General features: G+C 35.6%; 6 protein-coding genes. 4 read left to right on the top strand and 2 right to left on the bottom strand.

What is annotated here, in order from left to right:
* Positions 1-471: electron transfer flavoprotein subunit alpha/FixB family protein (locus LY60_RS09855; RefSeq protein WP_145082912.1), on the top strand; the 471-nt coding region annotated here is incomplete at its 5' end.
* A 395-nt stretch (positions 472-866) separates the two neighbouring features.
* Entirely contained in the window at positions 867-4157 is a 3291-nt protein-coding gene (locus tag LY60_RS09850) for an S-layer homology domain-containing protein (RefSeq protein WP_145082910.1), read from the top strand.
* Between the two features lie 58 nt (positions 4158-4215).
* On the opposite strand, the gene LY60_RS09845 is transcribed toward LY60_RS09850, so the two are convergent.
* Positions 4216-4455, bottom strand: coding sequence for an alpha/beta-type small acid-soluble spore protein (locus LY60_RS09845; protein WP_145082908.1), 240 nt, complete (start codon positions 4453-4455; stop codon positions 4216-4218).
* A gap of 782 nt (positions 4456-5237) precedes the next feature.
* Between LY60_RS09845 and glmS the strand changes: the two genes are divergently transcribed.
* On the top strand, positions 5238-7028 hold the full coding sequence (gene glmS, locus LY60_RS09840) for a glutamine--fructose-6-phosphate transaminase (isomerizing) (protein ID WP_145082954.1): 1791 nt from the start codon (positions 5238-5240) through the stop codon (positions 7026-7028).
* Positions 7029-7136: 108 nt separating this feature from the next.
* On the opposite strand, the gene LY60_RS09835 is transcribed toward glmS, so the two are convergent.
* Positions 7137-7406: a hypothetical protein gene (locus tag LY60_RS09835; RefSeq protein ID WP_145082906.1), complete on the bottom strand. Its 270-nt coding sequence runs from the start codon at positions 7404-7406 to the stop codon at positions 7137-7139.
* A gap of 365 nt (positions 7407-7771) precedes the next feature.
* Here LY60_RS09835 and LY60_RS09830 point away from each other — a divergent pair, with 365 nt between their 5' ends.
* Positions 7772-8680 (top strand): YIEGIA domain-containing protein, encoded by a 909-nt coding sequence (locus LY60_RS09830; protein WP_145082904.1) that lies wholly within the window; start codon positions 7772-7774, stop codon positions 8678-8680.
* Positions 8681-8703: the final 23 nt, after the last annotated feature.

Here is an 8703-nt window from a genome sequence, read left to right as displayed (position 1 = left end):
GAGCAGTACAAGGTAGAAATTCCTGCAGACTGCAAAAATGTTGAAATACTTGACATTACAAAAATAATTCAGCAAAGAATGAATATAGAAGATGCAAAAGTATTGGTATCAGGCGGCAGAGGAATGCACGGTCCTGAAAACTATCCAATGCTTGAAGAACTGGCTGGACTTCTTGGAGGAACAATTTCAGCATCAAGAGCAGCAGTTGATGCAGGATGGGTTCCAAAAGACAGACAGGTAGGACAGACAGGAAAGACAGTAAGACCAAATCTGTACATTGCATGCGGTATTTCCGGGGCAATACAGCACTTGGCCGGAATGGAAGAATCTGATTACATCATAGCAATCAACAAGGATGCATCAGCTCCTATATTTGATGTGGCTGATGTTGGAATAGTGGGAGACATTTTCAAAATAGTTCCTCTTCTTATTGAACAATTGAAACAGGCAGCTGGCAAAGAAGATAAATAAGCAATAAAAAGGTGAATGGCAATGTCATTCACCTTTTGTTTCATTATTTAATTAAATAAAATTATAGCACTTGGGTTATAAATTATTTTTAAAACTCATTTCTTTTGAAAATTATAATTAAGAATAATTGTAATATTAATGATGACCGGTTGTATAATTAAACAACTGGTCTTTCTTTTTGTTAACACAAGTGATGCTCATATCATAAAAATGGAATGGTTGTAGACATAGAATTTATTCCATAATAATCGGGCGGACATAAAGCATCATTTTAGCAAAATCTTTTATAAGATAGCTTTCATAAATATAAATTGACATGAGTAAAGTTTATAATATAATTAAATTACTCAATAAAACTGCAGAAAGTATGTGAAAATAATAAAAGGAGTGAGAACATGAAATCACAAATTAAACACATTACTGCTGTTATTGTTTTAATTTCAATGTTCATGAATGTTGTAGCACCTTTTCAGGCTTCTGGTGAGATTGATTCCGTCCAATTTGACGGAACCCAAAGTGCTTGGGCGGAACCGGAGATAAAAGAGGCTTACGGGCTATCTCTCACATATTCAAATGTGATGAGCAGTTTTAACAAAAATATTACTCGTGAAGAATTCTGTACCTTAGTTATAAAGCTTTATGAAAAGCTTACAGGTGTAGTGCCGGTTGCAGCAGATAATATTTTCAAGGACACGGACAATAAGGAAATATTAAAGGCTTACAAGCTGGGAATTGTCAAGGGAACAGCTGCAGATATGTTTTCTCCGTCTGCATACATCACAAGGCAGGAAATCTGCGTCATGATATACAGGTCACTTACTGTGAGTGTACTTAATCTTGACAAGGATACAAGTGGAAATTTTCCGTTCAAGGATGCATCGAAAATAGCAACCTGGGCAAGTGATGCAATGAAATTTGCATACAAAAATGAAATAATGAAGGGTGTATCATCTGATACCATAGATCCTCTGTCAAACACAACAAGAGAGCAGGCCATAGTTCTTCTGCTGCGTACATATAAAAAATACAGCACTGCAGCAGCCTCACAGGAAGCAGGAAAAAAAGGAACTGTGACAGTTGTAGAAGGACCGGCACCTATAAAGGATTTTCAGAAAAAGTATGAGTTCACAATGGTTTCAAACAACGTCTTCTTCCCGAAGTTCGATGAGAGAACAGAACTTTTTGTTTCAACTCAATCAGGAAAACCAAGCAAGCTGCCTGTGTTTTCATCAGATCGAAAGGCCATAAAGTATTCTGAGATATATGCAGCATTGTCAAATCCAGTAATTGTTCCCAATATACCTCAAATGCCTGAAATACCTGATTTAAATACGCCGGTTATAAATCCGCCTAAAATTGAACTCCCGGATCTTCCGGTAATCTATTACCAGCCTCCAATAAAAGAGCGGGCTAAAGGGCCTGTTTATACCAAGTCAGACTTCGGAGCCTTCGTAGACAAGAATGGAGATAATGTGCGCTGGTTTTCTTTCAAGCTTAATAATGCGCCAGGAGCTGCAAAGGTCGTATGGCAGGTTTCAGCAGTTCAGTTTTCAGGATATAAAAGCGATTTTAAAACACAGCCGGGAATTGTAATGACAGGTGAAGCTGCAGTCAGTTCAAAAGAATTTTCAGTAGATTTTGCAAAAGTTTATCTTGAATCATTAAAGCTTGTTAGAAACCCAATTCCTCAGACACAGAAAACATTCTATGTGAGGGCAGTTGCAGTTGATACATCAGGCAATCCAATTGGAGATCCAGGCAAAGGAATTGCAGTGCTGTTCGGCGAAAAAGTTATTTCTAAAATTCAGAATACGCAGTCTGCATTTGAACTGTGGACACCGAAATCATGTCTTGGAAGCAGCCAGGCTGAAACTGTAGATGAACCGGTTCACGACCCTTGGTCAAACGGCAATAACGTAAGCGTTGACCCGACTTCAACAACAACCAGACTTTTCCAATTGAACAATTTGGATGAAGATGCATCAAGAGTAATAGTGCAGGTATATGACGAAGATTTTGATGATGAACAAACTTATGTTGATAAGAACAATCTGGTTTATGAAAAGGAATACAAGAAAACTGAACTCTACAGCGGAAATTATACTCCGTCAGTATTGGTGCCATTTAAGGAGTTCGGGAAAGATCCCGCACAGATGGCTGCTGAACAGTACATAGAATACAATGTAAGGATAGTAGCAATAGCTGACGATGAACAGCCCGGCAGGGAAAAGACAATATACTCTGATATTGTTAAGGTTCAGTATGGGTTTGGAAAACCGGTTACAATAATTGCTCCTCCTGTTCCTCCTTCCAAGTACGACAAGACTGTTGTAATCGATTATTCCATTCCAAGCGTAAGGATTACAGGATACAAGTCAATCGACTGGGCAGACCCGGAATACCTTTCACATTATTATGTTTTCAGGGAACCAGAACCACATGAGATATTCAACAAATGGAAGTATGGCGGAGAGACACTGTCACCCAATATCAAAGCGTTGATGTATCCAAACGGCAGCTATCCTGAATATGAAGCTGCAATCCACAGAGTTATACCTGAAGGCAGAAATGTATACATACCTAAGCCTCAGGAAAAAGATAAGCCGTGGTATGAAGAACTTTATGACGGTGTTGTAGGTTTCTTTGTTGATTTGGTTTCTACGTTGGCAAAGATTTATGCTGATATTCAGCAAAAATATGAATCCATAAAGAAAAAACTAATTGAAACAGTTGTAAGTGTATTTCCAATTAAGGCATTCAGGGAATACCTGGCGGTGGCTTTGGAAGGTCTGATTAATTACGGGCTCATGTCAGTAGGAATACCTCCAACATTGCCTAACTTTGAAAAGCTTGCTGAAGACAACATAGCATACCTTACACAGGTTGCACTGACAGAAGCAGGAATTCCGCCAAATGAAATAACAGACGAAATCACAAAAAAAACAGCTTCAGGCATTGTGGACGAATTTAAGAATGCAAACAACAAAAAAGATGAGAACCCTGTGAATGCTCCATTTTTGAAATTAAATCCTGATTACTTGTATAATCCTGCCTATGTGGAAATTGAAGTGAGAAATGATACAGATTATCCTTCTGTCCCGGGAACACTGGATTTAAACGTGCAGTTCAGGCTTGACAGAAATGGAATATATGCAACATCATATGACCCAACAGGACTTTTCCTCACAAACGACACTAACAAGTACAATTATGATCCTAATTTAGGTACTATAACATCAACAGAATACAGGAACCATTTTATTTATGGACTTAACGGTTACACGGTTGATTACCTGACCGGAGGAATTATTGATGGAGTAGCAATCTATGAAGTTTTCATGCCGGTTGTTGATTTGAAAATTCCTGTTGTGCAGCCCCACAGTTCCATAAATCTCAAGGTTTACGTAGAACCCGGAGGTTTTGCTCTCACAAGCAGATATCCTGAAGCAGAATCGCCGAGGTATGAGGATTTTTACAACATGTACAAAAATAACGGCGGCGGTGAATACACCTGGTTCCAGATCGAAACAGATTATCCTTCCGGAGCAGGATATCTAAGGAGCCAGGCACAAAAAGAAGGAAGACTCATATTCCTTGATCCTAAGACTGATTACGTATACCATTATGAGGATTCATTCAACGGATACGGAAGACTCATGAAAATGCCTGTAAACAAAGACTGGTAAAAAAATTGGTGAACAGTAACCCTGTTCACCAATTTTATATCATTATTCTTTTTCTTACTTATTTAGTTGAGCCCATGCCTGAAGTTCCGCTCATTTGTCTCTGAGCCATCTCAACCAGTCTCTTAGTCATGTATCCGCCTACATAACCATTCTGTCTAGCAGTAAGGTTACCTTTGTCTACCTGTTCATAGTTAGTTAATCCCAATTCATTAGCTATTTCAGCCTTCATTTGGTTTAATGCTTGTTTTGCTTCTGGAACAACTATATTGTTGCTTCCGCTGTTGTTGTTTGATGCCATAATTTTGTTTCTCCTTTCATGAATGATGTAGTGTTATTATTGTCAGTTGTGTTTAATTTAATCATGTAAGATATTGTTAAGTTGGTAAATTATACTTCCCGGGCCCTATCAACCTGAGTACATTTATGTTTTATGTATTGCAGGTCAATTTTAATTTACAAGATTAAATTTGTTCTGAAAATCAATTTGAAGATTGACTTTCTAAACATATTATTGACACGAGATTTAATATAATACATGGCAAATTAATGAACAAAAGGTCGACTATTGGAAACTATTAAACTTGCATTTTATATTATTTCAAAAAAATCATGTACTATTTATTAGTTTTGTGATAAAATAAAAAAGATAAAGTAACTAATTTTTTTTATTTTCATAAATTAATAATAAATTTAGTAGAAAGGAGAATAAAGGGAAGTTAAACTTTGATTATTGTATTATAGCGCCAGAACTTTTAAAGTTGACGAGGACAGAGTTATCGAATATTCGGCGGATGCTCTGCGGTGTGGTTACATCGAAATGGTTTCAGCAAATATGACGGGTGACTGTCAAAACAAAATGAAATCAATAACTTTCACATCTTAATGAAATAATATCAATCTGGTTTACAATCCCACAATTAATTTATTGAAGTAAAACAAAAAAATCATAATATAATTAATATTGTGATGATGGTAATTTTATCATTTGACTTTTTTGACATGTTCAAAAGTCATATAAAAGCTTGGAAAATTTCTATTTCAAGCCTGGTTTTTAATTTAAAAAAAGAATGGAGAATTGATATGTGCGGAATAGTAGGTTATATCGGATATGAAGATGTGAAGGAAATAATATTAGGCGGACTGGAAAAATTGGAATACAGGGGTTATGACTCAGCAGGTATTGCAATTGCTCATGACAGCAACGTCTATATATGCAAAGAAAAAGGCAGAATAGCAAAATTAAGAGAATGCCTGGACAACAAGGTTACAGGAATGCTTGGAATCGGGCACACAAGATGGGCGACACACGGTGTGCCAAACCAGATAAATTCACACCCTCACCAGAGCAGTTCAAAACGCTTTACGCTGGTACACAATGGAATAATTGAAAATGAAGTTGAATTGAGACAAAAATATTTAAAAGACACTAAATTTACAAGCGACACAGACACAGAGGTGATTGTGCAGCTTATTGAAAAGTTCGTCAATGACGGAGAATCAGTTGAACTGGCCATAAGACATACAATGAGTGAACTTAAAGGTTCATATGCCCTTGCAATACTTGACGGTGATGACATGAACACATTGTATGCAGCAAAGAACAAAACTCCTTTATTGGCAGGAAAAGGCGAAGGATTTAACATGCTGGGCAGCGATGCCATGGCAATGATAAATCATACTAACTTGTTCTATGAAATTGAAGACAAGGAATTTCTGAAAATTACAAAAGATTCAATAGAAATATACACAATTTACGGCAACAAAATCACAAGAGAGCCATACAAGGCAGACATAGATGCTTCAGACACAGAAAAGGGAACATACCCTCATTACATGATGAAAGAAATTGAAGAACAGCCTTTTGTGATCAGAAAAATAATGTCAGAGTATTCCGATGAAAATGGAAACATGAAAATACAGCCTGAAATACTTGAAGATATAAGAAACTGCGACAAACTTTATATAATAGCATGCGGAACAAGCTACCATGCAGGACTTATTGGAAAGCAGTTCTTTGAAAAAATTGCAGGCAAACCAACTGAAGTTGTAATAGCAAGCGAGTTTATTTACAATATGCCTTTATTAACTGAAAAACCGCTTTTCATGTTCATTTCACAAAGCGGTGAAACAGCAGACTGCAGGGCTGTATTGGTCAAGGTAAAACAAATGGGCTACAAAACACTTACTCTTACAAACGTAAAAGGATCAACATTGTCAAGAGAATCAGACAACACGCTTCTCTTGTACGCAGGACCGGAAATAGCAGTTGCTTCAACAAAGGCATATACAGCACAAATTGCTGTTCTTGCAATACTTGCTGCAGTAGTTGACAACAAAATTGACATCAATATATTCAAGGAACTTGGAAAAATTGCATATTCCATGGAAACACTGTGCGATGACAAGGACAATTACAAATTATTGGCTGAAAAATATCTTAAAGACAGCAGAAACTGTTTTTATATAGGAAGAAGCATGGATTACTTCGTATGTCTGGAAGCTTCATTGAAACTCAAGGAAATTTCCTACATTCAGACAGAGGGATTTGCAGCAGGAGAATTAAAGCACGGAACCATAGCTCTCATTGAGCACAACACTCCTGTAGTGGCAGTTATTACACAGGAGAACATCAACCTTAACACAAGAAGCAACATAAAGGAAGTTAAGGCCAGAGGAGCAGCAACACTTGTAATATCAATGAGAAAATTGAGTCAGGAAACAGACGAAATAGTAATCGATGACGTAAATGAACTGCTTTCGCCCCTGGCAACAATCATTCCGGCACAATATCTTGCATACTATGCGGCACTCCTTCGTGGCTGTGATATAGATAAGCCAAGAAACCTGGCAAAATCAGTTACTGTAGAATAAATACATGAGCTTCGCTGAATAAATTATTAATAATTTCACAAGAAATCACTTAGAGTATTAAAGATGTGCTCTAAGTGATTTTTTAATTATTATTATTTAGTCAGGCTATTATAATAACCCCTGTTTACCACTTTTATGAACTGCATTTTTAGCACTTTGCAATTCATTAATTCCTACAGATGTAGAACTATTTAAGCTAAGAACAGAATTGGTCATTCCTAGGCTTGCTGATTCTGAAATATTTGAAGTTAATTCAGCACCTAAAATCTTAGTTTTGCTTCCTGCAGAGTTCATGTTTTGTTTAGCATTTTGAATTTCTGACTGATCTATTGAATTTGAATTTTTGATGTTAGGAATATTTTCACTAATATTTACCATTTTTGCTCCTTTTATTCGTAAGTTTTATATGTTATTTACATAAAATAGTTTCTGCAAAAAAAATATGATTATTAGCAGTATATTTTAGCGAAACAATTTATTCTAACCAATTGTACAATAAAAACTTTTTCTTTTCATATTTTACATGAAGGCATTTATATTGCTGACTTTATAATATTTTTTTGAATAATTAAAGGCAAAAAATAAGATAATAAGAAAGTCAATGTAATTTTTCCAGGTATAAATCAACCCTTGTACATAACAATATTACTGTGTTCATCATCCATGAAAACTTCCGCATAGGGATGATTGCTTATCAAAAATTATAAACGAAATAATACACGATAATTAAATTGGAGGCCATAATGAAAGAAGAAATTATTTCACAGCAGCAGCTTATCTTCATTGGTACTGCTGTAGTTATGGGCAGTTTAGCAAGAATATTAACCATAATACAGGATTATAGGCAATACCCGAGTTATCCGAATGGTTATTTGTTAAATTTAGTTTCAGGCATAGTTGCAGCTGGTTTAGGGGCTGTTGTCGTTCCTGCTTTTATAACTAAGAATTATTCAGCTATTACTTTTTTAACATTGGGGATACAGCATTTTAGGGACATTAGAAAATTGGAAAAGGAAAGTTTAAAAGATGTTGATACTACTGAATATGCTAAAAGAGGTAATGCTTACATTGATGGTATTTCAAAAACATATGAAGCAAGAAATTATTTTGCTCTATTAGTATCTTTAACCACTGGAATAACCATGCATGCCGTTAACAGTCCAATAATTTGGGTAAATATTATAGTTGGTGTAATAGCCGGTACAATAACATTTTTAATTTTAAGAAGATTTTCAAAAGGACATAATGTCGGAGATCTTGCAGAAGTTAAAATAGGCAAAATTGAAGTTAGAAATTCTGAATTATATGTAGATAATATATTTGTTACAAATTTATTAGGAACTGATAATTCAAGAAAATTAGTTCAATCAGAAGGTATTGGTGCTGTAATAATTCCCAAAAAAGAGCACTTCCGCATCACTCTAGATAATTATGGTCAAAGACAGGCAATTCTTTTTGAAGTTTGCAGAAGGCTTGGTGTTAAAAGATATAACTTCATCAGGAAACAATTTAGTACAGGTAAAATTGCTTTAGCAATAGTTCCAATAATAAGAGATGAAGGAGCCTTTGTTGATACAATAAAACAAACACCAATTTTAGAAAATGTTAAAAAGAATCCTGAACTAATGAAAAGTCCGCTTGAAGATAAATAATTAAAAGCTTAAGGAGAAATTGT

It is taken from the genome of Sedimentibacter saalensis (assembly GCF_007830175.1).
In the GTDB taxonomy this organism is placed as follows: Bacteria; Bacillota; Clostridia; order Tissierellales; family Sedimentibacteraceae; genus Sedimentibacter; species Sedimentibacter saalensis.
This window is presented reverse-complemented; position numbering and strand designations above follow the sequence as displayed.